Here is a 22,232-nt window from a genome sequence, read left to right as displayed (position 1 = left end):
CCGAAAGAGGTACCGTCTGCCGAAGGCCCCGCCGCCCACGTGGCGCGGGCACTGGAGGAGCCGACCGCCCGGCAGGTGGCCACGGCGTTTCTCTCCGGCTCGGTCCGCGCGACCACCCGCCCCGACTGCCCCGCCGGATGTCTGGGCGTGCAAGGGTCGCTGGCCGCCGGCGACCTCGGGCGGCCAGCCCGCGACACCTTGGCCGCCTGGCGCGACGAAGCCTGCTCGCGTCTGCGCGACCGTTTCCGGCGGGCCGTCGACGAGGGCGATCTGCCCTCGGGTGCCGACACCGGACTGCTCGCCCGCTACCTCATGACCGTCTCGAACGGCATCGCCGTCCAAGCCGCCGGTGGCGCCGGTCGCGACGAACTCCAGCAAGTGGCCGACGCGGCTCTGTAGAACTGGCCACCTGCCTGAAACAACGACGCACTTGCGGTCGGCCGACTACCTTCGGCTCGCTTCACCCAGGCCCGTCATGCGGCGGCCTCGGAACCGGTCGGCGGTCCTTCGCCGCGATCACCGCGGTACCACCGTGCGCCCCGACCAGACGGGTGCTAGCCGCGACCGGCGTCCCGGGCGCTGACCGCCATGATGACCATCGCCCGGTGGACACGGACCGAATCATGGCTGCATCGTCCTGCGTCAAACGCCGTGCCCTTACCGGCTCAGCCAAACTGGCCACCCCACTCCCGACCGCGAACATCACCGCCGTCGAGAGTGATCCGCCATCCCGCGACCCGCCCGGCGTGTCACCAAACAACACCTTGGAACTGTCGGCTCGGGCTACTTGCGGCTCCACTTACCCGAACCGCCCGCCTGGAGCGCACCGACGCCCGCAGCCGCACCGTTGAACTGGCCAACGGGGGTGCCACTCTGGTTGAACCAGTTGATTTGCAGGATGCCTCCGCCAGAAGCGACGCCTTGCACATGCACGGAGGTGACGTTCTGGAAAAACGCATTCCAGGAATCGTAGGCCGTGTACATCAAGCCTATCGCGTCGCCGAAGTAGGCCGGTCCGCCCCAGATGGTGGTGTCGTACACCCAGGGCTGACCGTCCGGCTCGCACCTCACCTTGCCCCAGATCGCGATCTTGACCGACGCGGTTGCACCGATCGCCGGAGGCACACGGTCACTACCGATCTGGTCCAGGAAATTCTGCAGCTCACTGACCTCGAATTGGAGCCCCAGGTTGACTATCGTGGCCGCCCGCACGAGGGGATGCGTCGGACGCAGTTCGTCCTTGGTCAGCGCTTTGGTCATGGCGGACTCCTCTTTACGGGCTCGGAGAAAATTAAACTTGCAGCCTCAATGGTCTATCCGTTCCTGTCCTAGTGTGAAGTCACCGCACGGGTGACAGTGGGATACCGCCGATCGTTGTAACGGCGGTGGTCTTCGCGATGAAGACTTTGGTGGGGCGCTCCATCCCCGGTGCAGAAGATCTTCGCCGTGATCTGCTTGCTGAACAGATCGAAGTCCGCGCGGGCCCCAAGGCCAGGGTGGCGACCTACCCTGCGCTAGTTGTACTGACTCGTGACGTTGTTGAGGCTCATGTGGCTCATGTGGTTAGCGCGGTGACTGGTGGGTGGCCAGCCAGTGCCGAGTGAGGTTATTGCGTGTTGTAGTGGCCCCCACCCTGGCAACGCCGCGAGCCGTTGGTCTTCGATGTCCAGGCCCGGGCGTAGGCAAACCGATTTGCAGGTCCGGTTGAACCGTTCGGCCTTGCCGTTGGTCCACGGGCAGCCCGGTCACCAGGTCCAGGCTTGCCAGCACGGGCATGTGGTGGTGGGTCAGGACGCGGCCGACGGTGGTCGCGGCCTGCGCTCAATGGTCTTGCCCCACCGGCTGCGGTGACTCAGCAACCGTGGCGTCGGAGCGTCGCTTTCCTCGGGCCAGCGGTGCCAGCATGCGCTGGATGATGAAGTACTCCGCGACGAGCACGTTGCCCAGGAGGGAGGCCCACGCGCTCGAGGTATAGACATCCCTGTACTCCAGCGACGGGATGACATTCATCAGCTGCACACCGAGCAACAGGTAGAGCCGCAGAGTCACCGCGGCGAAGGTTAGCGTGTAGTTGCGAATCATCCAGATCCGGTGCAGCTGCACTTCACGGCGCCGGATCGTTCGGTAAGCCTGAGCGGCCGAATACAACCAGGCCACCACCAGCATGTAGAACGCGACCTGCAAGGGAAAACCGCTCGGTGTGACCGCGGCGGAGTACGAGGCCGCCAGCGCGGCGGCCACGACCGATACCAGGTACACCCGTCCCAGCACCCGATGCAACCGGGGGAAACGCGCCCGCAACCGCGGCACGAACTGCCACGGCCCGATGATCAGCGCCAGTCCGGCGGGCGCCGCATGAATCACCAGGCTCACGTAGTACCCCGGTATGCTCCTGTCAATTGGCACGGTCGAGCTCCCGGTCAGATACGGCGTTACGAAGTAGGCCGCGATACCGATCGCCAGCACGGCCAGAAGACCCCACAAGAACCACCACCAGCGACGGCGAGTGGCCCGCGACATGACTACAGTGGACATGCGAATACTCCAATACCTAAACAAGAACTGCGAAATCGCCAATAGGTCGACAACGGAATGAACACCAGCAACCGAAGCGGCCGCCTTCGACCTCTCCAACACTCAGGGAAAGCGCAAACAACTAACCAGCTCTCGATGACCAGAACCCTGTCTATGTGGAGACCAGGGCGAGCCATGTTCCGAGCCAGTAGTGCACGAGGTTGCTGCGGCCAGGATCTGCCTGCGGGTCTGGCCACCCTCCCTTGGGAGGTTTCCCGGTCAGCGTGTCTAGGGGGTGATGATGATTTTGCCGGTGGTGGTGTGTGATTCGGCGAGTGCTAGTGCCGCGCTGGTGTCGGCTAGGGGGAATTGTGCGGCGATCTGTGGGGTGAGTACGCCCTGGTCCAGTAGGGCCAGGACGTGGGTGAGGTCCTCGCGGAGCCGGTTCCGGAAGTTGGTGAGGTGGCGTTTGCCTGCCCAGAAGTTGTAGAAGTGTGCGGTCTTGCCGTTGGGGAGGGCGTTCCACAGGGCTAGTCGTGCGAAGGATTTCAGGATCGGGAGTTGTGAGTTGCCGTCGTGGTTTTTGGTGGCGGCGGTGCCGTAGGAGACCAGGACCCCGCCCCGGTGTAGTAGCCGCCAGGATTGCGTCAGCCCAGCGCCGCCGACGTGGTCGAACACGGCGTGGACGCCGTGGGGTGCGAGGTGGTGGATCCGCTGGTACATGTCCGGCTGGTGGTAGTCGACCGGGGTCGCGCCCAACTCCCGTACCCGGTCGTGATGCCGCGCCGAGGCCGTGCCGATCACCCTGATCCCGGCGTGTCGGGCCAGTTGCACCAGTGTTGATCCGACTCCGCCGTTGGCGCCGAGGACCACGATGGTCGCGCCGGTGGGGACGCGGGCGGTGCGGTGCAGCATTTGCCAGGCGGTGATTCCGTTGACCACCAGGGTTTCCGCGGCGGCCGCGGTCACTCCGTCCGGCACGGCGATCAGGTCCGCGGCCTCCAGCAGCAGGGCGCTGGCCCAGGCGCCGGTTTTGGTGACTGCGGCGAATCGGTGTCCGATCAGTGTGGTGTCCACGTCGGGGCCGACGGCGGTGACGGTGCCGACGATGTCGTAGCCGGGGACGAAGGGGAAGGGTGGCTGGTCGTAGTACTTGCCGCGGCGCATCTGTTGTTCGGCGAAGGACACGCCGGTCGCGTCCATTCTGAGGATGACCTGGCCTGCGGTGGGGGTCGGGAGGTCGCGGGTGCGGGTCTGGAGGCCGGTGGGGTCGACCTTGCCGGGCAGGACGATCTCGGTGGCGCGGGTGGTGGTGTTCATGGGTTCTCCCTGGGCCTGACCACGTGTGCTTACGGCCGTAAGGTTATTGACGTAAGCCTAGGTCGCGCAAGGGGTAACGCCGATAAGTTTTCGGATGTAAGCTCACGGCATGGCAGACACGCCAACCGCACCCACGGTGAGCGGCGATCTGGGTGACAGTGGCTCCTGCGCTGGGGTCGGCGGCCGCGAGTTCCTGGTCGGCGTGGCGCAGGCGGACTTGGCGGAGGTAGCCCATCAGGGTGGCGCCCGAAGGCGTACTGCAAGGCGCGGATGCTGACGTGGGTGGCGGCGGCGATGTCGGCGAGGCTGATGTCGCGGTGGGCGTGGTCCTCGATGAAGGCCATGGCGCGGCGCAGGGCGTCGTGGCGGTCTTCGATGGTGGGGCCGGTGGCGAACCCGTGGAGCTGGCGGATGTCACTGGCCTGGACGGCGGTGATCCAGGTGTCCATGGGCGGAGGTCAGTCCGGGGGCCTGTTCGGCGAACCTCGTGTGGCCGCATTCCTGGTTGCCGCGACAGAATCGGCGGCCCCGTAAGCAGATCGGCCTCAGCGCCGCATGCACCAGGTGGTCGGCCCGCCGTCGGGGATGGTCACCTCGGCGGTCACCTCGAAGCCGAGCTTGCGGTAAAACCGCACGTTGCGCTCTTCCGAGGTTTCCAGGAACGCGGGCACCCCGGCCTCCTCGGCCGCGCGCAGGCCGGGCTGGACGATCGCGCCACCGATGCCCTTGCCCTGCGCCTCCGGCCGGACGCCGAGGCTGCCGAGGAACCACACCGGCTCGGTCGGCCTGTGCGGTGCCAACGCGGCCGCGGCCCGCTCGGCGTACTCGGCCCGGTCGCCGGCCAACTCGCGCATCCGGGGCGCGATCGCGCCGAACGCCGCGGCAACGTCGGTGTCTGGATGCGTCCACACCGCCACCGCATCACCGTCGTCGCCGACCCACACCCGGCCGTGCCGCAGCCCGACGTGCTCGACGAACAGTCGCTCGAGCTCGCTCACTCGCTCGGCATGCCGGTCGCGCGCCACGGTGTGCCGCAGCCACGCGTAGTCGGCGAACGCCGCACTCAGTGTCTCGACCGCGCGCGGTACGTCCTCCAACGTAGCCAGACGAAGATCAACCACGAACCCGAGAATACCCGCACGCCGCGCTTGGCTCTCAACTCCTGGCCGCAATCAGCGCACACCACCGTCGCAGCCTGAGGACGGGCCCACAGCCACACCGTGTCGCGGATCTGCTCGACTCGCTCGATTGTGCGGCTGCTGGCGATCGTTTACGCGGAACCCTCGGTTTGCCTTCCACTCACTGATCACGAACCAGGTCTGGGTCAACGACCAGAAGACGTTGATGTTCAAGCACTCGTCGCGGAGCCGACCGTTGAACGACTCGACGTAGTCGTTGCGCCAGGGCTGGCCCGATGGAATGAACACCAACCCGACACGCTCCCCGGCCCAGTCCCGCATCGTGGTGCAGGCCAGCTCGGGACCGGGTTTTGTGTCAGGGCCAGTGCTGTGTGTTTGTTGGTGCGTCTGGGGTTCTGGTGCTCGGTTTATGTGGTGGTGAGGTGTGCCAGGGTGGTGATGATGCGGTCGGCGATGTCGGGGGGCCATGGGTAGGTGACCGTGACTGCGCGTTGGTGGGCCAGTCCGTGTAGGCCCAGCCAGAGTGCGACGGCGTCGGCGCGGAGGTCGGTGCTGGTGGCTTGGCCGGTGGCGATGCAGTCGCTGAGTGTCTGGGTGAGCAGGTGCATGCAGGCGTCGCCGAGGGTGGCGACGTCGTTGGCGGTTATGGATGTGTCGTGGAGTGCGGGCATCCACAGGCCGCCGAACATGGTGCGGTATCGCTCGGGGTGGTCTTGTGCGTAGCGCAGGTAGGCGTGGCAGCAGGCGAACAGTTGCTGTCGGGGGTCGTTGCCGGCGGCGTTCACGGCGGTGCGGAGTTGGGCTTCGAACTCGGCGAAGGCTTGCTGGACCACGGCCAGCATGATGGTCGGTTGGTCGGGGAAGTGGCGGTAGATCGAGGGTGCGGCGATCCCGACGCGGCGGGCGACCGAGCGCAGGGTGATGGCGCTTTCGTCGCCGGTCTCGTCGAGCAACGCGACCGCGGCGGTCACGATCTCCTCGCGGAGGCGGGCTCCTTCCCCGCGGCGGTTGCGGGAGCGGGCTGGGGGTGCGGTTGGCGTGTCTGCCATGCCGTGAGCTTACATCCGAAAACTTATCGGCGTTACCCCTTGCGCGACCTAGGCTTACGTCAATAACCTTACGGCCGTAAGCACACGTGGTCAGGCCCAGGGAGAACCCATGAACACCACCACCCGCGCCACCGAGATCGTCCTGCCCGGCAAGGTCGACCCCACCGGCCTCCAGACCCGCACCCGCGACCTCCCGACCCCCACCGCAGGCCAGGTCATCCTCAGAATGGACGCGACCGGCGTGTCCTTCGCCGAACAACAGATGCGCCGCGGCAAGTACTACGACCAGCCACCCTTCCCCTTCGTCCCCGGCTACGACATCGTCGGCACCGTCACCGCCGTCGGCCCCGACGTGGACACCACACTGATCGGACACCGATTCGCCGCAGTCACCAAAACCGGCGCCTGGGCCAGCGCCCTGCTGCTGGAGGCCGCGGACCTGATCGCCGTGCCGGACGGAGTGACCGCGGCCGCCGCGGAAACCCTGGTGGTCAACGGAATCACCGCCTGGCAAATGCTGCACCGCACCGCCCGCGTCCCCACCGGCGCGACCATCGTGGTCCTCGGCGCCAACGGCGGAGTCGGATCAACACTGGTGCAACTGGCCCGACACGCCGGGATCAGGGTGATCGGCACGGCCTCGGCGCGGCATCACGACCGGGTACGGGAGTTGGGCGCGACCCCGGTCGACTACCACCAGCCGGACATGTACCAGCGGATCCACCACCTCGCACCCCACGGCGTCCACGCCGTGTTCGACCACGTCGGCGGCGCTGGGCTGACGCAATCCTGGCGGCTACTACACCGGGGCGGGGTCCTGGTCTCCTACGGCACCGCCGCCACCAAAAACCACGACGGCAACTCACAACTCCCGATCCTGAAATCCTTCGCACGACTAGCCCTGTGGAACGCCCTCCCCAACGGCAAGACCGCACACTTCTACAACTTCTGGGCAGGCAAACGCCACCTCACCAACTTCCGGAACCGGCTCCGCGAGGACCTCACCCACGTCCTGGCCCTACTGGACCAGGGCGTACTCACCCCACAGATCGCCGCACAATTCCCCCTAGCCGACACCAGCGCGGCACTAGCACTCGCCGAATCACACACCACCACCGGCAAAATCATCATCACCCCCTAAGCCATGACCACACCACACCGGCCACGAAACCCCCGAGGACACGGCAAACGACTCCGCACAGAAATCCTCACCGCAGCAACCGAACTGCTCGACACCGGCGGCGACGAGCGGACCGTGACGTTACGTGCCGTGGCCTGCCGGGTCGGCATCGCGCCGCCCTCGATCTATCCGCACTTCCTCGACCAGTCGGCCATCATGCTCGCCGTCGTGCGGCAGAGTTTCGCCGAGCTGACCCATCGGCTGCGAGCCGCCGCGGCGGCCGTCGTGGATCCCCGGCAGCGGCTGCACGCCCTCTGCCGGGCCTACCTGGAGTACGCCCAGAAGTATCCCCAGCGCTACCGCGTCATGTTCGGCGATCTCTGGCACCCGGTCGTCGACGGCGGTGTCACCCCCGACGAGGTGACCACCATGGGTGCGGAAGCGATGCGCCTGCTCGTCGACAGCCTGGCCGCCTGTGTCGCATCGGGGCACAGCGCAAGCAGGGACCCGGCCGTCGACGCGATCGCCTTGTGGCTGGGGCTGCACGGGCTTGCCCATCAGCGAGCCGTCGCCAGTTGGTACCCCTGGCCCGCCGACATCGCCCAGCGAGTGGCCATCCCGTTGGCCCGTCTCGTCAACGCTCGATAACACGCGTTGGCCGTAAATTGATCCATGCCCGGAGGCATCCACCATGACCACGATCGCGCTCCCCGGCGCCACCACCACCCGCACCGGCGAGGTCGACAACCGCGGCGCCTACACCAGCTTCGCACTCGCCTACGTCCTCGGACACGGCGCCACCGTCATCTCCCAGGGCACCGATCCGCTGCTCGTCCTACCTGACTGGCTGCCGATGACGCTGCTGGGTGCCGGCCTCGCCGCCGGCACGGTTTTCGCCATCCTCGCCGCCGCCCGCGCCCAACGCGGCGCCGACAAACCCACCATACTCTCCGGCAATCTCCTCGGCCTGTCCTGGCTCAGCGGCATCGCCGCCCTCTTCCTCGCCATCACCGGCCTCACCGCCATGGTGAACATGCCCGCCCTGCAGACCATCCTCTGGCCCACCGGTTCCGGCCTCGTCTTCGGCCTGCTCTACCTCGGCGAAGGCGCCGCGCGCCGCAACCTGTTGCACTACAGCCTCGGCACGTGGCTCGTCCTGGTCTCCGCCTTCGCGCTGTTTCTCGGCACCCCGGGCCTGTTCTGGATGCTGGCCATCGCAGGCGGTGGCGGCTACGCGGTCGCGGCTGTCCTCGAACACCGCCGCCTTGCCCCCACGCGCTGACACGAACCCACACTACGATCCCGCCAGCGTGTCGAACCCCGCCCGAGGCCATCACCAAGGGCTCGGGCCAGTCATGGGCCCTCTAACGGACTCTTGTTAGTTACCAACCGTTGTGGCGTGGCCAAACCGCGTCGACGACCGGGGTGGCGGAACCGGTGGTCGTGCCGCTGATGACGTGGTATCGGTCGTGCTGGGCGGCGGTGGCGCAGGCGTGGTTGGGCAGGATGCGCAGGCGGGTCCCGATGGGGAGGTGGGGCAGGGGTCTGTCGGCGCGGCTGGTCAGGATGCCGTGCTCCTGGCTCGCTCCGGTCATGAACAGATCGGGGATGAGGCGGCCAGCGAGGTTCGCGACGAGTCCGTAACCCTGGTCGACTGCTTGTGCCGCGGTGCCCCGGTCCCGGGAGGTGGCCATCCAGCCGCCGTCGGTGATGATCCAGTTCTTGTCCGGCTGGTGACCGATGACGGTGACGACCACGGAGAGGGCAAGGTCCTCGGTGGTGCAGACGCCGATACCGGCCATGACGAGATCGAAGAAGACGTAGTTGCCAGCACGGACCTCGGTGACGCCGGTCAGGTCGGTGGCGGCGTGGGCGGTGGGGGTTGATCCGACGCTGATGATCGGGCACGGCAAACCGGCGGCGCGGAGGGCGTCGGCCGCGGCGAGGACGGTGTCCCGTTCGTTCCGGGCGGCCTGCCGCAACGCGTCGGGCGTGTAGGCGAAGTAGGACTCGCCGGCGTGGGCGAGAACCCCGGCCAGGCCGTCGCCAAGGGCCTGGCCGATCCGCACGAGGGCGGGGTCAGTGGGCGCGATGCCGCCGCGATGCCCGTCGCAGTCGATCTCGATCAGCGCCGGGATCCGGATGCCTTCCTCGTGTGCGAAGCGTGTCAGGGCCTCGGCTTGGGCGAGGCTGTCGAGCAGCACGGTGGGGGTCACGCCGCGGCGCAGCAGTGCGGCGACGCGTGACAGCTTGTGCGCGTCGATGCCCACCGCGTAGAGGATGTCGTGATAGCCGGCGTCGGCGAAGTGCTCGGCCTCGGCGAGGGTCGACACCGTGATCGGCCCGCCCGCGTGCACGCGCCCGGCGACGTCGACGGACTTGCACGTCTTGACATGCAGGCGCAGCGGCACGCCGAGCGCGTCCAGGCGGTCGCGGAGCCGGGCGATGTTGCGGTCCAGCCGGGCGGCGTCGACGACGGCGAACGGGGTGTCTGGAGTGTCCAAAGTGGTCACTCGTGGCCCTCTTGACGGTGGGTGCGACGGCGCAGCAGCGCGGTGGCGAGGGCGAGGTCCTGCAACGCGAACCCGGAGCTGTCGAACACCGTGATGGCCTCCGCCGAACCCCGGCCTCCGGCATCGCCGGCGAGCACGGCCCCCAGCGCGACGGGCGCGGCCGACGGGGCGTGTTGGAACTCGCCGATGGTGCGTGACTGGTCCGGCAGGTCGCAGAACAGCGATGCGCGGTCGTACAGCGCGACGGGCAGTTCCTGCTTGCCCGGGCCGTCGGCGCCCATGGCGGAGATGTGGGTACCTGGTGCGACCCAGTCGGCGTCGAACAGGGGTTGCCGGGCGGTCGTGGCGGTGACGACCACGTCCGCCGCGGCGACCGCGGTCCGGGCCTCGGCTGGTTCGGCCGGCAGACCGGTCCGGGCGGTCACCTCCGTCGCGAACGCCCGCGCGGTGTCGGGGCTTCGGCCGACCACGAGGACCCGCTCGATCGGCCGCACCCTGGTGACGGCGCCCACCTCGTAGCGGGCCTGGTGTCCGGTTCCGATCACGGTCAGGGTGCGTGAGTCGGGGCGGGCCAGCGTGTCGACGGCGAGCGCGTCGGCGGCGGCCGTGCGGTAGGCGTTGGCGGTCGCGGCCTCGACCACGGCGGCAAGCCTGCCGGTGGCCGGGTCGAGCAGCACGATGGTGGAACTGTGGCGCGGCACCTCGGTGTTGCCCGGCCAGTAGCTGCCGATCTTGACGCCGACCAGGTCGTCGGCCGAGCCGGATTTGAGAGTGAACCGGTTGTCCGGCACGGCAGCGTGCCCGATCACGACCGGGAACGTCGATCCCGTCGCGGTCGCCAGGAACGCCTCCCGCGCGGCTGCCAACGCCAGGTCCTCGTCGACCAGAGCCGCCGACTCGGATTCGCTGATGAAAGTGATGCTGTCGGTCACGACTCTTCCTTCTTCAGGTTGGCGAGGTCGTTGTACAAGGCGGTCCGGGAGATGCCCAGCCGCTTGGCCACGCGCGCGGGTGCGCCGCGCAGCGCGAACACCCCGGCCTCGTGCAGGGAGCGGACAAGTTCCAGCCGGGTGTCGCGGCCCAGCGTCGCCACCGGCACCGCGTGGGTGCGTTCGGCCCGTTCGACCAGGGAATCGACCACCTGGTCGAGATCGCCGGAGAAGTTCGTCGTCGCGCTGGGGCTCGCATCAGGCGATGTCGACAGCCCAATCAGATCCGACAGCACACTCGCGGCCCGGGTGACGGCCGAGATGTCGATGTTGACGCACAACGCGCCGATCAGAGTCCCGTCGACGTCGCGCAGCGGCAGCGTCGTGCACTTGAGCACCCGCCCGTCGTGCGTACGGGTGAGGTAGCCGACCTCGTTGCGGGCCTCGGCGCCCGCGGCGAGGACACGAAGACCGATCTCACTCATCGCGTCCCCGACCTCCCGGCCGGTGACCGAACCGGCGACCGCGACCACGGACCGCCGCTGGTCCCGGTAGTCGTGCAGCACGACCTCGCAGCTGCGCCCGAAGGTCGCCGCGATGCCCTCGACCACGGGGGGCAACGCGGCGAACACCGCGTCCGCGGTACTGCTCACGACGGCCGCCCGGTCGTGTCGAGCAGGTCGCGCACCGCGGCGGCGGCCTTGAGACCCGATCCGCTGAGCACGACCACCGTCGTCTCCTCCGGCGCGATCCGTCCCTCGGCGACCAGGCGGGTGACCGCGGCAGCGGCGGTCGCACTGGTGGGCTCCACGAACAGCCCCTGTCCACACAGCTCACCCAGAGCGGTCACGATGTCCTGCTCGGGGATCGCGACGCTCCCGCCGCCGCTGTCCCGCAATGCCGTGAGCATCTGTCGCAGCCGCAAGGGGTTGGGGATCGCGGTCCCCTCGGCGATGGTCGGCCGCACCACGCGGTCGACCGGCCCGTCCGCCCCGGCTGCGAAACTGGCGTCCACCGGGGAGCAGTTGAGCGGCTGTGCCGCGAACAGCCTGGGCAGGCGCGTGATCTGCCCCGCGGCAAGCAGCTCCCGGAAGCCGAGGTGGCACCCCAACAGGCTGCTGCCCGCCCCGACCGGCACTACGAGGTTGTCCGGCGCCCGGTACCCCAGGTCCTCCCACAACTCGTAGGCCAGCGTCTTGACCCCCTCCAGGAACAACGCCTGCCAGTTGTGGCCGGCGTAGAAGATCCGATCGGACTGCCGGATCGCCTCGGCCTGCGACTCCTCGCGGGGACCCGCCACCAGTTGGACCTCCGCGCCGTAGGCGGCGACCTGCGCGATCTTCGCCGGCGATGTGGCCGCCGGGGCGAGGATCCGCACCGCCACCCCGCCGGCCGCGCCGTACCCGGCGACCGAGGAGCCGCCGTTGCCGGAGCTGTCCTCCAACACCGAGGTGATGCCGTGCTGACGCAGGTAGGACAGCATCACACTCGTCCCGCGGTCCTTGAAGCTGCCGGTGGGGCTGAACCACTCCAGCTTGAACAGCGGTCGCGCGCCGCCCCACGACCTCTCCACCAGGGGAGTGCAGCCCTCGCCCAGCGAAATCGGGCGCGCGATCTCCACCGGCAGGCACGCGCGATAACGCCACAGCGAGCGCTCTGCCCGCTCCACGTCCTCGCGTGAGATCCCGGCCTGTGGCGTCACCATCAACGGCCGCCCCGCGTCGGAACGCCACCGGGGTGCGTCAAGCGGGTACACGCTGCCGTCGACGGGATCGACGTACCTCGCACGGCTCATCCGACCTCCAGTGCTGAACAAAGTGTCAAACAGTGGACAAAGTGTCCCACACCGGCCCGTCGACCGTAGCTCGTGCACCATGTGGTGGCCACCACACCGTTGGCAGAGCGGCTGCGAGACAAGGGTTCCGTGCGGAGGTGGCACAGTCATCCGTTGAGGAAACGCACCAGCTCCGCGGTAACGAACGAGGGGTTCTCCTCCACGAGCCAGTGGCCTGCGTGCGGTACGTCCACCGCCCGCACGATGTTGGTCATGCGCGGGGCCACTGTGGCTCGAATCGCGTCGAGCTGCCCTTGAGCGGTCATGAGCAGGGTCGGAACACGTATCGGTGCCGCCGCCACGGTGTCGCGGACGTCCTTGTCGAGAGCGCGGTAGAGCTCGAACCCACCCGACAGGACCTCGGGCCGGCTGTAGGTCCGTGCGTACTCGTTGATCTCGCTGTCGGTGAACGGAGACCGATCCGAGGTGCCGCCGAAAGCCGTGCCCTCGAACGAAACCTGGGGATAGAACAGTGCCAGGTACTCGCGGACGTTGTCGCCCACGACCGCCTCGGGCACCCGTCGCTGGGAGTGGAAGGCGATGTGCCAGCTCAGTGTGCGGTACATGGATGCGTCGATCGCGGGCCCGGGTAGCGGCAGGTCGAAGTAGCCGAGGCGGGCGGTGTCGCCGGGGAACTGGCTGGCGTACTGAAACGCCACCGCAGCGCCGAAATCGTGCCCGACAACGGCGGCGTCCCGGACCTTGAGCCTGCCAGCGATCAGCGTGTGCACATACCGTGCCAGGGTGGCTTTGTCGTAGCCGGTCGGTGCACTGGTGCTGTCACCCAGTCCCGGAAGGTCGACCGCATAGACGGTGTGGTGTTCGGCGAGGGCCGGCATGATCGGCCACCAGCCGTACCAGGTCTGCGGCCAGCCGTGGATCAGCACCACCGGTGTGCCGCTGCCGCCGGCCACGTAGTGCATGCGGACACCGTCGACCTCGGCGAACTCATGCCGGAAGGTGCCCTGGAACGCCGGGTCGCCCTGGGTGGCCACGGCGTAGGGGACAACGTCACCGGCGGTCGGCCCGGAGCAGGCCGCGGTGCCGATCGTGAGCAGCAGAGTGAGCGTGAGGGTCGCAGCCGTCCGCGCGGATCGGTTGAAGCGGCGCGTCGACGGCCGGGTTCCGGTGATCATGTGTTCCTGTCCTGGAGAGAGTGGTGGAGTCAGCGCCCGGTCGCGCCGTCGATCAGTTCGCGGAGGATGTCGGCGTGGCCCGCGTGCCGGCCGGTCTCCTCGATCATGTGGGTGAGTGCCCAGCGGAGGCTGGGAGCGGAGCGTCCCGGCCGCGGTCGAGGGACCGGTGCGGCGAGGTCGGTGCACCCGTCGAGTACGTCGTTCGCGCGCTCGACCGCCTCCCGGTAGCGGGTGAGGACCTCGGCCACGCTGTCGGCCGGTGCGGCCTGGAACGTCGCCTGCCAGTCGGTGACCTCGTCCCCGAGGAAGATCGAGCGCTCGACGAAGGTCAGGTGGTTGAGCAGACCGAGCAGGTTCGTGCCGGATGGCACCGCGGCTGTTCGCACTTGTGGTTCGGGGGCACCGTCGACCTTCGCGGCGATCGAGGCGCGAAGGTAGTCGAGGAATCCACGCAGGACCTCGGTCTCACTACTCCCGGTCCGGGGCGGCGGGGTGTCAGGACGGCGGTTACGGCGCACGGTGGCGGGCACGGCGGTCTCCTTCCAGTGTCCGGGTCAGGCGGTGCGGCGGATGAGCAGAACGTGGTCGGTGACCTCGGCGGTCTGCCCGCCTGGTCCGGTCGCGATCCTGCGGGGTGTGTCGGCCCGTTCGACCGTCCACCTCGCCGCGTCCAGGTCGATGTCCGCGGCGACCTCCAGCGGGTGCGGGTACCGGACGTCGGGATCCTGGTTCCACGACCACGGCGCGGTCGAGCCGTGGTCGACGACCAGCAGCCGCCCGCCCGGGCGCAACGCGTGCGCGGCCGAGCGCAGGACCGCTGCCCTGTCCAGGTCGAAGGGGGTGTGCAGGTAGTGGGCGCAGATCAGGTCGAACTCGCCCTGCGGGAAAGTCCCGCCCAGGTCGTGCCGCACGGCGGTGACGCGGTCGCCCAGGCCGTGTGCGCTGGCCAGGGCGGCGAGCCGCTCGACCGCCACCGCCGAGATGTCGGCGGCGGTGACCTGCCATCCCCGGTCGGCGAGCCACAGCGCGTCGCCGCCCCCGCCGCATCCCAGGTCCAACGCATCGCCAGGCGGCAGGCCGGTGACGGTCTCGGTGAGCCGGGCATTCGGCTGCGGGTCGGGGGCCGCCGGTCGCGCCGCGTACATGTCGTCCCAGAACGTGTTCGCCTCGGTGGCGTTCATCAAGGGCTCCTTCCGTCGGTGGGCGCCCAGTCTCACCAGGCGCGCACCGATCTGGCACGCGATCTTGCGGTTTTGGCAAGATGAGCCCGTGGACCGCGAAACGGATGATGTACTCGACGGGGTGGGGCCGCGACTTCGCGCGCTGCGTCGTCACCGCGGCATCACCCTCGCCGACCTCGCGATGACAACCGGCGTGTCGGAGAGCACCCTGTCCCGGTTGGAAAGCGGGCAGCGCAGGGTAACCCTGGAGTTGCTACTGCCGCTGGCCCGCACCTACGACGTTCCGCTGGACGACCTCGTCGGCGCCCCGCGCACCGGCGACCCCCGCATCCACCTCACGCCGATCCACCGGTTCGGGATGACCTTCGTGCCCCTGTCCCGGCGGCCGGGCGGGGTACAGGCGTTCAAAATGATCATCCCCGCCCAGCCGGAACCGCTCGAACCGACCCCGCAGACCCATGACGGCTTCGAATGGCTGTACGTGCTCAACGGACACCTGCGACTGATCCTCGGCGAGCGCGACCTGACACTGCCACCCGGCGAGGCAGCCGAATTCGACACGTCCTTGCCGCACTGGCTGAGTAGCGCCGACGGCCGCGTTGTCGAGCTGCTCATCCTGTTCGACCCACAGGGGATGCGCACACACATTCACTCCGACCCCCACCGGCCGTCGCACGGCGGAAGTCAGCGGCGGTGATGCCCGCGGCCTCAGCAGCGCAGGCCGCCTGCGCGGAGATGGTGCTTTGACCACAAGGGGTCGCCGTTCCCGTCGCTGGGGCGTCGTGTCCTAACTGGACGATGGCCATCATGTGCGGCACCAGGACGCGCCCAGCAGATCGGTGCCGTTCCAGGAGGAGAAGTGTCCCCTGGGCGGCGAACCGTTCGATGTCGTCGAGCGGCCTGGCCGGGGCTACCGCCGTTCCGCTAGTCAACTGGCAGCCGATGTGCGGGTGGTCTCGCTGACGCAGTGCGGACGTGGCGGAAAGTGGCCTGGTGGCACATGCACTGATGACTTCGGGCCCTGATTCCGGTCTGGTGGACTGTGAACCCTGTGCCGCAACAACGTTGCGCGCAGGTACACCGCACCACCCCCGCCGGAGTGGAGGGAGGGAGACCATGCCAGTACGCAGCACGCGGTCGGCGAACTGTCCATGGACACCAATCCCTTCCCTGACTTGTGGTTCGGCTCCCTCCGGGACGGCCGGTGGAGCGGCACGACCCGCGGGGAGGAACAGCTCGGCCGAGCAGTTCGGCCACGACCGGGCGCACTTCCTGTCCATGGCCCCGGGACGTACGGACGGCCCCCGACCACGCACTGTCTGCCGTACCAAGGAGTGTTGACGATGACCGCAGCCGGCACGCCGCCCCAGCACGTCACGTTCCAGACCACCGACCACGATCAAGCGGGTGAGTACCTGACCGGCGTCTACGGCACCTCCGTCCGGCTGGGCGGACGCAGGCACGGCTACTTCTACCGCCACACCCGTGTGGACACCGACACGTTCGCCATGAAGACCTGTGCGCAGACCGACGGCGTCGCGATCACCGTGGAGTCCCTACCGGTGCTGATGATCGGCCGCTCCCGTACCACGACTCTGGACTACCGTTCCGAAAGAACTGAACACAGGTTCGGTCCCGGCGAGGTGTTCATCACCTCCAAAGCCGAGGGCTGCGCCCCCTTCCGGGCGCGGTGGGGCAGCGGCGCCCTCCAGGTCGCCACCCTCCCCTTCACGCAGCTGGGCCAGGTGGCCGCGACCGCCGAGTCCCGCAGCCCCGCGCCGATCCGGTTCACCGACCTGCGCCCGGTGGATCCGGCCGCCGCGCACCGCGTGACCGCGACCATCGACTACCTCGCGGGCGTCCTGCGCGACCGGCCCGAATCCATGAGCGAACCGCTCGTGCTCAGCGCGGCCGGGCAGCTGCTGGCCGCGACGGTGCTGGCCGCCTTCCCGAACACCGCACTCACCGAACCCACCATCGAGGACCGGCGCGATGCGCACCCGCGCACCCTCCGGCGGGCCATGGCGTTCATCGAGGACTACGCCCACTGCGACATCAGCGTCGCTGACATCGCCGCTGCCGTCCACGTCAGTATTCGCGCGTTGCAGTACGCCTTCCGGCGCCACCACGCCACCACGCCGCTGGGCTACCTCCGCCAAGTCCGTCTGCACCAGGCACACCAGGAACTGCTGGCGGCCGATCCCACGACCGAGGTCACGGTCACCCAGATCGCCGCGCGCTGGGGCTTCTTCCACTCCGGCCGTTTCGCCGGCTACTACCGCGACACCTACGGCCGCCCGCCGTACCAGACCCTGCACCGCCAGAGCTCCTGCTCTCCCGGGCAGGCGTGACAGGGCCCAGTACCGATCCTGCAAGGACTGGCGGCCAGGGACATGAACCGAGCCATGCTCGACATCAGTTGGAGCGACTCGTGCCGTCCCCCAGCCAGCGCGTCAGGGCGGCTTCCAGGCCGGCGGGGTCACTGGCGCCGTCGGCCGACGCCCACGCCACGAAGCCGTCGGGTCGCACCAGCAAGCCGCTCACCCCGGCGCCGTCCGCACTACCCCGGACCAGGTCCAGCCGCCCGGCGTACGGCTTGGCCAGGGCTGCCAGCTGGTCGTCCCCGGCGAGATCGACGAGCAGGGCCCGGCCCTCATGGGCGTGGTCGGCGAGCCGGGTGCCGTCGTCCAGCCGGAGGGCGGGCATCGTCGCACCGACCAGCGGATGCCCCTCCCCCAGGTCGTAGCGCTGCCACAGACCTGAGATCCGCTTCACGTAGTGGGTCGCCCCGTCGCGGGTGCTGAGGAAGTCGGTGGTCACCCTCCTGAGGGCACGGCTGTAGGCGTCGCCGCGCATCGCGGCCACCTGCGCGCGCGTCCAGTCGAGCACCCAGGCGCCGATCGGGTGCCGCTCGCTGGTGTAGGTGTCGAGCAGGCCCTCAGGCGCCCACCCCTGCACGGTGGCGGCGAGCTTCCAGCCCAGGTTGACGGCATCGCCGAGCCCCAGGTTGAGGCCCTGGCCACTGAACGGCGAATGCACGTGGGCGGCGTCCCCGCAGAGGAGCACGCGACCGCGCCGATAGGTCGTCGCCTGCCGCGCGTGGTCCGTGAAGCGCGTGCCGCTGACAACCTCGGTCACGCGGACGTCGAGGCCGCTGGCGCGCCGCAGACTGGCCTCCATCTCGGCCGCGGTCATGGGTGCCTCCCGGTCCTCCGGGGGGCCATCGAGTTCGACGGTGCGCACCCAACCCGGCTTCGGCCCGTAGACGTAGACCCCGGTGGGGGTGTGCTGCCAGCCGCGCCCCAGGAGTTCCGCCCCCTCCACTGTGCCCACCGCCTGGCGGACGGTGATCTGCGGGTCCGTGCCGGGGAACTCGAAGCCCGCCTGACGCCGGACCAGGCTGCGGCCTCCGTCGCAGCCGACGAGCCACGCCACGCGCACGTCGCCGCCTTCCAGGTGCACGGAGACGCCGGCATCATCCGCGTCGAATCCACGCACCTCGACCCCGCGCCGGACCTCGACGCCCAGCTCCGCCGCGCGCTCACCGAGGATCCGCTCCACCTCGACCTGCGGGACTTGCACGTACCAGTTGGGACCGCGGCCGCGCAGGCTGGGGTCCTGCTCGTCGACGGGGCCCGCTGGGACCTGAATCCCGCCGAAGTGCCCGACGAAAGGCGCCCGCTTCCGCTCCCCCTGGAACGGCAGCTTCCCCTGCACCGCCTCCACCGCGGGGAGCAGTCCGCGCCGGTCCAAGGCCTCGGCGGAGGCGGTGTTGATCCCCTCCGCCTTGGACGCGGTGTCGAACTCCGTCCGCCGTTCGACGACCACCACCCGGACCCCCGCCAACCGCAGTTCCGTGGCGAGCATCAAGCCGACCGGCCCGGCGCCTGCCACGAGCACGTCATAGTCCATCGTTGTCGACATCTGGTTTTCCTCTCTCATGGACATTTGGTTCTCTTCTTCCTGCTGGAGCTCTCCTCCGCAAGTCGGGCCCCTCGGTGATGCGGCCGCCATCACCCGTCGGCCTGAAAAGTCGGAGGGCGTCGAACCGTCTCCCCGCCAACCTCGCTCCCCCGCGTCCTTGCGGAACTAGCCCTGGATGGCAGCTTCGGCTTCTGCTGTCTCGGCGGGGGCTGGCGGCTTGGGGCGGCCGGGCAGGAGCAGACACAGCGGTACGGCGACAGCGGTGAAGGCGACCGACCACCAGAAGGCGTCGCCAAAGCCGTCGGCCACGGCGCCCGGGGTGCGGGCGCCCTCGGTGGTGTGCTGGAGGATGACTGCGAGCACGGCGGTGCCCACCGAGCCGCCGATCTGCTGGGCGACACGGGAGATGATGCTGGCGTCGGGGATCTGCTTGTGTCCCAGGCCGAAGTAGGCGGCGCCGGTGAGCGGGATGACGGCGGCGCCCATGCCGATGCCGCGCACGAACAGTGCGGCCATGAGCAGCACCTTGCTGGTGTCGGCGGTGGCGAGGGCGAACGGCACGGTGGCCGCGGTGGCGAGAACGAATCCGGCGAAGGCGACCCAGCGGGGGCCGATGCGGTCGGTGTAGTCGCCAGCCCGGGTGCGCGCGATGAGCGCGCCGACGCCCTGCGGGATGAGGAGCAGTCCGGCGCCGAGCGTGTCCTCGCCCCGGACCTGCTGCCAGTACAGCGGCAACAGCAACATCGCCCCGTACAGGGTGATGCCAGCCAGGAAGCCCAGGGTGGCGGAGGAGGCCAGCGCGCGGTGGCGGAACAGCCGCAGGTTGACCAGGGCGCCGTTGGCGCGCGGCAGTGCCCAGGCGGTGAAACCGCCGACCAGGGCGAGCCCGCCGATCAGCGGTACGAGTACCTCGGCGCTGGTGAAGCCCGTGCTGCCCTCGACCCGGGACAGTCCGTAGATGATGGCGGCGACCCCCGGGGAGAGCAGGAGCAGGCCGACGATGTCCAGGCGGGCGCGGGGACGGTCGGGTGCGGGACGGTCGTCGGGCAGGTTGCGCCAGGCGAGCCAGCCGCCGAGGACACAGAAGGGGATGTTGACGAAGAAGATCCAGCGCCAGTCGGCCAGGCTCAGGATGATGCCGCCCAGGACCGGGCCGAGGATCGGGCCGAGCGCGGTGGGCAGGGTGACGGTGGCCATGACCTTGCCGATGTTGCGGCCCTTGGCGGCCTGAATGACCAGCGTGACCACGAGCGGCATCATGATGCCGCCGCCGATGCCCTGGACGAGGCGGAAGGCGATGAGGCTGGCCGCGTCCCACGCCAGCGCGCACAGGACCGAGCCGAGCAGGAACATCCCCAGCGCGGCGATCCACAGGCGTTTGCCGCCCATACGGGACTGGGCCCATCCGGCGAGGGGGATGGTGACGAACATCGCCAGCAGGTAGGCGGTGCTCACCCACTGGATCGTGGCCAGCGGGGCGTCGAGTTCCCGTGACAGGTCGTTGAGGGCGACGCTGACCATCGTTGTGTCGAAGACGACGGCGAGCGCGCCCACGATGATGGTGAACGCCATGCGCCACACGGCGGGGTCCACGCGGTCGAGGTCCGGCGCCGCGGGCGCGGTCGAGGCCCCGTGAGGAGTGCTCACGAGCAACCTCCTTAAGATAGAGCGTCGTATCTTACGACCGTCACAGTAGGGTACCGAGGTAAGATAGGCAAATCTATCCAAGAGAGGTGCGGATGCCTGAGCGACGCCGCGGAGCGGCACTGGAGAAGGCGCTCCTCGATGCGGCCTGGGAAGAACTCACGGCCAACGGCTACGCCAGATTCACCATGGATGCCGTCGTCCAGCGCGCCGGCACCAGCCCCCCCGTGCTCTACCGCCGCTGGTCTGACCGCGACGAACTCGTACGGGCGGCCATCGCCCACGTCCTGGAACAGTCCCGAGTCGAGGTCCCCGACACCGGGAGCCTGCGCGAGGACGTCCTCACCCTCATGCGGGAGATCAACACCACCCGCGCCCGGCTCGTCACCGTCATGAGCGCGCACCTGGCCAGCTACTACCAGGAGACCGGCACCAGCCCCAGCGACCTCCTCGGCGCAAGACACGAGAAAACCGCCGACGTGCTCTTCGACCGCGCCGTCGCCCGCGGCGAGATCACACCGGAACACCTCAGCGAACGCATCAAGTCCCTCCCCTTCGACCTGCTGCGCCACGAAATCCTCGTGACCTTCGCCCCCGTACCCGACCGCGTCCTCGAAGAGATCGTCGACACGATCTTCCTCCCCCTCCTGCGCTGACCGCGGCACCTCTCACAGAAGAAGATCCGGAACGTCGGGACGCTTCGGTGGCTACGTCGCGCCAAGTCTGCGCAGATCCGGTCAGCGAGATCGCGAAGCCGTAGCGGACAGCTCTCACTCATGCAGCGCGCGCTCGCCGTTGTCGTCCATAGTGGACGCCGAGTGTCCACGGCCGGGAAGGACGACGGTCACGGTGAGCCCGCCGCCGGGATTGGGTGCAGCGGTGGCGCTGCCTCGATGGCTGTGCGCGACAGCTCGGACGAGAGTGAGACCAAGGCCATGTCCCTTGGCGCGGGTACGGGTGCGCTGGCGGTAGAACGGCTCGAACAGCCGGCCGGCGTCCTCGGCGGTGACGACCTCACCGGTGTTGGCGACGGTGATCACCACGGAGTCACCGCACACCGCGATGGTCAGCCGAGCGGCGCCGCCGGTGTGGTTGTGCCGGATTGCGTTGTGCAGCAGGTTGATCAGCAGATGGTGGAGCAGGTCCTCGTCGCCGTCCACGCGAACCGGACGCAGCTCGCCGCGCACACTGATCCGGCACGCGGCCGCCTCCTCGTGCACCTCCTCCAGCGCGCGCTCGGCGACCGACGTGAGGTCGACCGGCGCTGTCTCGTTCACGCCGTGCTCAGCCTGGGACAGGGCGAGCAAGGCTTCCACCGTCGCGATGCTGCGTTCGTTGGTGGCCAGCAGCTTGGGTGCCAGGGTGGCGAGGTCGTGGTCGTGCGGGTGGGCCGCGGCGACCTGCAACATGGTGCGCATGGTCGTCAGCGGGGTGCGCAACTCGTGTGAAGCGTTGGCGGCGAAACGTTGCTGGGCTTGGAAACTCGCGTGCAGCCGGTCGAGCATCGTGTCGATCGTGTCGGCGAGTTCGGTGAACTCGTCCCTGGCGCCATCGAGACGGATGCGTTCGTCCAGGGTGTGCCCCGCGACCGTGCCCGCGGTCCGGGTGATGCGGTGGACCGGGGCGAGCATGCGCCCGGCGATGAGCCAGCCGAGTACGAGCGCGACCAGTGCCAGTCCGATCAGCGCCACTCCGGACACTCGCAGTAGCGCTACCAGGACGTCGTCCTTGCTGATGATGGCATCGGGAGGAGTCGATACGGCCGGAACCGTCACCAGGTGCTCCTCCTCGGAGAGGCGCTGCGCCGGGGCGTAGTCCGGGACGTACCGCATCAGGAAGTACACGGTGCCCAGCAACGCGATGCCGCAGGCCAGCACCAGGCCGCCGTAGAGCAGGGTGAGCCGCAGCCGAATGGACAACCGGCTCCGT

Annotated in this window: 23 protein-coding genes and 1 pseudogene; 8 read left to right on the top strand and 16 right to left on the bottom strand. The window is 69.0% G+C overall.

What is annotated here, in order from left to right:
• Positions 1-39 precede the first annotated feature (39 nt).
• Positions 40-399 (top strand): TetR family transcriptional regulator C-terminal domain-containing protein, encoded by a 360-nt coding sequence (locus KALB_RS09265; RefSeq protein ID WP_201771899.1) that lies wholly within the window; start codon positions 40-42, stop codon positions 397-399.
• Between the two features lie 384 nt (positions 400-783).
• On the opposite strand, the gene KALB_RS09260 is transcribed toward KALB_RS09265, so the two are convergent.
• From KALB_RS09260 to KALB_RS09250, 3 genes are all read right to left on the bottom strand, one after another.
• Positions 784-1,260, bottom strand: coding sequence for a hypothetical protein (locus KALB_RS09260; RefSeq protein WP_025355440.1), 477 nt, complete (start codon positions 1,258-1,260; stop codon positions 784-786).
• Between the two features lie 561 nt (positions 1,261-1,821).
• The gene (locus tag KALB_RS09255) at positions 1,822-2,535 is read right to left on the bottom strand and encodes a DUF2306 domain-containing protein (protein ID WP_042221882.1); all 714 of its coding nucleotides are present in this window, start codon (positions 2,533-2,535) and stop codon (positions 1,822-1,824) included.
• A 267-nt stretch (positions 2,536-2,802) separates the two neighbouring features.
• Positions 2,803-3,834, bottom strand: a complete 1,032-nt coding sequence (locus KALB_RS09250) for a medium chain dehydrogenase/reductase family protein (RefSeq protein WP_025355438.1) — start codon at positions 3,832-3,834, stop codon at positions 2,803-2,805.
• Positions 3,835-4,104: 270 nt separating this feature from the next.
• Here KALB_RS09250 and KALB_RS09245 point away from each other — a divergent pair, with 270 nt between their 5' ends.
• Positions 4,105-4,368, top strand: coding sequence for a hypothetical protein (locus tag KALB_RS09245; protein WP_025355437.1), 264 nt, complete (start codon positions 4,105-4,107; stop codon positions 4,366-4,368).
• Between the two features lie 11 nt (positions 4,369-4,379).
• Here KALB_RS09245 and KALB_RS09240 read toward each other — a convergent pair whose 3' ends face one another.
• The 3 genes and pseudogenes from KALB_RS09240 to KALB_RS09235 form a co-directional block, all read right to left on the bottom strand.
• Positions 4,380-4,955: a GNAT family N-acetyltransferase gene (locus KALB_RS09240; RefSeq protein WP_025355436.1), complete on the bottom strand. Its 576-nt coding sequence runs from the start codon at positions 4,953-4,955 to the stop codon at positions 4,380-4,382.
• Positions 4,956-5,126: 171 nt separating this feature from the next.
• Positions 5,127-5,318: pseudogene (locus KALB_RS46410) on the bottom strand (integrase core domain-containing protein); the annotation flags it as partial.
• 62 nt (positions 5,319-5,380) lie between these two features.
• Positions 5,381-5,944 carry a TetR/AcrR family transcriptional regulator gene (locus KALB_RS09235; RefSeq protein WP_201771897.1) on the bottom strand — a complete coding sequence of 188 codons (564 nt, stop codon included), beginning with the start codon at positions 5,942-5,944 and terminating at the stop codon, positions 5,381-5,383.
• Positions 5,945-6,131: 187 nt separating this feature from the next.
• Here KALB_RS09235 and KALB_RS09230 point away from each other — a divergent pair, with 187 nt between their 5' ends.
• From KALB_RS09230 to KALB_RS09220, 3 genes are read left to right on the top strand one after another with little or no spacing between them, the layout of a single operon-like run.
• The gene (locus tag KALB_RS09230) at positions 6,132-7,163 is read left to right on the top strand and encodes a medium chain dehydrogenase/reductase family protein (protein ID WP_025355438.1); all 1,032 of its coding nucleotides are present in this window, start codon (positions 6,132-6,134) and stop codon (positions 7,161-7,163) included.
• A gap of 3 nt (positions 7,164-7,166) precedes the next feature.
• On the top strand, positions 7,167-7,790 hold the full coding sequence (locus KALB_RS09225) for a TetR/AcrR family transcriptional regulator (RefSeq protein WP_030108655.1): 624 nt from the start codon (positions 7,167-7,169) through the stop codon (positions 7,788-7,790).
• 43 nt (positions 7,791-7,833) lie between these two features.
• Complete coding sequence (locus KALB_RS09220) at positions 7,834-8,424, top strand: hypothetical protein (protein WP_035968312.1); 591 nt, start codon at positions 7,834-7,836, stop codon at positions 8,422-8,424.
• Positions 8,425-8,524: 100 nt separating this feature from the next.
• Here KALB_RS09220 and KALB_RS09215 read toward each other — a convergent pair whose 3' ends face one another.
• From KALB_RS09215 to KALB_RS09185, 7 genes are all read right to left on the bottom strand, one after another.
• On the bottom strand, positions 8,525-9,655 hold the full coding sequence (locus tag KALB_RS09215) for an alanine racemase (RefSeq protein ID WP_025355433.1): 1,131 nt from the start codon (positions 9,653-9,655) through the stop codon (positions 8,525-8,527).
• Complete coding sequence (locus KALB_RS09210; RefSeq protein WP_201771896.1) at positions 9,652-10,587, bottom strand: ornithine cyclodeaminase family protein; 936 nt, start codon at positions 10,585-10,587, stop codon at positions 9,652-9,654. The genes KALB_RS09215 and KALB_RS09210 overlap by 4 nt, the downstream gene beginning before the upstream one ends.
• A complete protein-coding gene (locus KALB_RS09205) occupies positions 10,584-11,237 on the bottom strand; it encodes a helix-turn-helix transcriptional regulator (protein ID WP_025355431.1) in 654 nt (217 codons plus the stop codon). Before KALB_RS09205 ends, KALB_RS09210 begins: the two co-directional genes overlap by 4 nt.
• Complete coding sequence (locus KALB_RS09200; protein ID WP_025355430.1) at positions 11,234-12,379, bottom strand: threonine synthase; 1,146 nt, start codon at positions 12,377-12,379, stop codon at positions 11,234-11,236. Before KALB_RS09200 ends, KALB_RS09205 begins: the two co-directional genes overlap by 4 nt.
• Before the next feature lie 146 nt (positions 12,380-12,525).
• Complete coding sequence (locus tag KALB_RS09195) at positions 12,526-13,554, bottom strand: alpha/beta fold hydrolase (RefSeq protein WP_025355429.1); 1,029 nt, start codon at positions 13,552-13,554, stop codon at positions 12,526-12,528.
• Positions 13,555-13,583: 29 nt separating this feature from the next.
• Positions 13,584-14,084: a DinB family protein gene (locus KALB_RS09190; protein WP_025355428.1), complete on the bottom strand. Its 501-nt coding sequence runs from the start codon at positions 14,082-14,084 to the stop codon at positions 13,584-13,586.
• Between the two features lie 24 nt (positions 14,085-14,108).
• On the bottom strand, positions 14,109-14,735 hold the full coding sequence (locus tag KALB_RS09185) for an SAM-dependent methyltransferase (RefSeq protein WP_025355427.1): 627 nt from the start codon (positions 14,733-14,735) through the stop codon (positions 14,109-14,111).
• A gap of 88 nt (positions 14,736-14,823) precedes the next feature.
• Between KALB_RS09185 and KALB_RS09180 the strand changes: the two genes are divergently transcribed.
• Both KALB_RS09180 and KALB_RS09175 read left to right on the top strand, forming a co-directional pair.
• On the top strand, positions 14,824-15,432 hold the full coding sequence (locus KALB_RS09180) for a helix-turn-helix domain-containing protein (RefSeq protein ID WP_025355426.1): 609 nt from the start codon (positions 14,824-14,826) through the stop codon (positions 15,430-15,432).
• A 646-nt stretch (positions 15,433-16,078) separates the two neighbouring features.
• Entirely contained in the window at positions 16,079-17,086 is a 1,008-nt protein-coding gene (locus tag KALB_RS09175) for a helix-turn-helix transcriptional regulator (protein ID WP_025355425.1), read from the top strand.
• Between the two features lie 64 nt (positions 17,087-17,150).
• Here the strand turns inward: KALB_RS09175 and KALB_RS09170 are convergent, their stop codons facing one another.
• Both KALB_RS09170 and KALB_RS09165 read right to left on the bottom strand, forming a co-directional pair.
• On the bottom strand, positions 17,151-18,659 hold the full coding sequence (locus tag KALB_RS09170) for an FAD-dependent monooxygenase (RefSeq protein ID WP_236650210.1): 1,509 nt from the start codon (positions 18,657-18,659) through the stop codon (positions 17,151-17,153).
• Positions 18,660-18,824: 165 nt separating this feature from the next.
• Positions 18,825-20,306 carry an MDR family MFS transporter gene (locus KALB_RS09165; RefSeq protein WP_025355423.1) on the bottom strand — a complete coding sequence of 494 codons (1,482 nt, stop codon included), beginning with the start codon at positions 20,304-20,306 and terminating at the stop codon, positions 18,825-18,827.
• A 92-nt stretch (positions 20,307-20,398) separates the two neighbouring features.
• On the opposite strand from KALB_RS09165, the gene KALB_RS09160 reads away from it, so the two are divergent.
• A complete protein-coding gene (locus KALB_RS09160; protein WP_025355422.1) occupies positions 20,399-20,959 on the top strand; it encodes a TetR/AcrR family transcriptional regulator in 561 nt (186 codons plus the stop codon).
• Between the two features lie 114 nt (positions 20,960-21,073).
• On the opposite strand, the gene KALB_RS09155 is transcribed toward KALB_RS09160, so the two are convergent.
• Positions 21,074-22,222 (bottom strand): sensor histidine kinase, encoded by a 1,149-nt coding sequence (locus KALB_RS09155; protein WP_051912940.1) that lies wholly within the window; start codon positions 22,220-22,222, stop codon positions 21,074-21,076.
• Positions 22,223-22,232: the final 10 nt, after the last annotated feature.

It is taken from the genome of Kutzneria viridogrisea DSM 43870, from assembly GCF_000525635.1.
In the GTDB taxonomy this organism is placed as follows: Bacteria; Actinomycetota; Actinomycetes; order Mycobacteriales; family Pseudonocardiaceae; genus Kutzneria; species Kutzneria viridogrisea.
This window is presented reverse-complemented; position numbering and strand designations above follow the sequence as displayed.

Excerpts from the sequence above, each read along its gene's own strand:
- KALB_RS09260 (WP_025355440.1), bottom strand. The coding sequence starts at position 1,260 with ATGACCAAAGCGCTGACCAAGGACGAACTGCGTCCGACGCATCCCCTC.
- KALB_RS09255 (WP_042221882.1), bottom strand. The coding sequence starts at position 2,535 with ATGTCCACTGTAGTCATGTCGCGGGCCACTCGCCGTCGCTGGTGGTGG.
- KALB_RS09250 (WP_025355438.1), bottom strand. The coding sequence starts at position 3,834 with ATGAACACCACCACCCGCGCCACCGAGATCGTCCTGCCCGGCAAGGTC.
- KALB_RS09245 (WP_025355437.1), top strand. The coding sequence starts at position 4,105 with ATGCTGACGTGGGTGGCGGCGGCGATGTCGGCGAGGCTGATGTCGCGG.
- KALB_RS09230 (WP_025355438.1), top strand. The coding sequence starts at position 6,132 with ATGAACACCACCACCCGCGCCACCGAGATCGTCCTGCCCGGCAAGGTC.
- KALB_RS09225 (WP_030108655.1), top strand. The coding sequence starts at position 7,167 with ATGACCACACCACACCGGCCACGAAACCCCCGAGGACACGGCAAACGA.
- KALB_RS09220 (WP_035968312.1), top strand. The coding sequence starts at position 7,834 with ATGACCACGATCGCGCTCCCCGGCGCCACCACCACCCGCACCGGCGAG.
- KALB_RS09200 (WP_025355430.1), bottom strand. The coding sequence starts at position 12,379 with ATGAGCCGTGCGAGGTACGTCGATCCCGTCGACGGCAGCGTGTACCCG.
- KALB_RS09195 (WP_025355429.1), bottom strand. The coding sequence starts at position 13,554 with ATGATCACCGGAACCCGGCCGTCGACGCGCCGCTTCAACCGATCCGCG.
- KALB_RS09185 (WP_025355427.1), bottom strand. The coding sequence starts at position 14,735 with ATGAACGCCACCGAGGCGAACACGTTCTGGGACGACATGTACGCGGCG.
- KALB_RS09175 (WP_025355425.1), top strand. The coding sequence starts at position 16,079 with ATGACCGCAGCCGGCACGCCGCCCCAGCACGTCACGTTCCAGACCACC.
- KALB_RS09170 (WP_236650210.1), bottom strand. The coding sequence starts at position 18,659 with ATGTCGACAACGATGGACTATGACGTGCTCGTGGCAGGCGCCGGGCCG.
- KALB_RS09160 (WP_025355422.1), top strand. The coding sequence starts at position 20,399 with ATGCCTGAGCGACGCCGCGGAGCGGCACTGGAGAAGGCGCTCCTCGAT.